General features: G+C 74.3%; 1 pseudogene. It reads right to left on the bottom strand.

The window, feature by feature from the left end:
• Positions 1–249 (bottom strand): annotated as a pseudogene (locus tag FJ658_RS15460) (alpha-glucan phosphorylase); the annotation flags it as partial.

Below are 249 nucleotides of genomic sequence, written 5' to 3'. Positions count from 1 at the left end.
AGCAGCAGCTCCTGCAGCAGCCGATGCTCCCCGCCCCCGCCGTACAGGCGATCGGTGACCGAGCGCAGCTCCTCGGGGTTCTCGGGCACGTCCGTGTCGAGCAGCAGCAACGGCACCCGGCCGACCGCAAGCAGCCAGATCCGCGCGGTGAGCGCCTTGCCGTCGGGCAGGGCGAGCACGACCTGGGCGGCGGTGCCGTCGGGGGCGCGCAGCACGCTCATCGGCAGTCCGTCGGGGTCGAGCACCGGG

The organism is Schumannella sp. 10F1B-5-1, from assembly GCF_006517535.1.
Lineage (GTDB): Bacteria > Actinomycetota > Actinomycetes > Actinomycetales > Microbacteriaceae > Schumannella.
The sequence above is the reverse complement of the archived record's forward strand: the minus strand, read 5'-3'. Positions and strand labels throughout refer to the sequence as shown.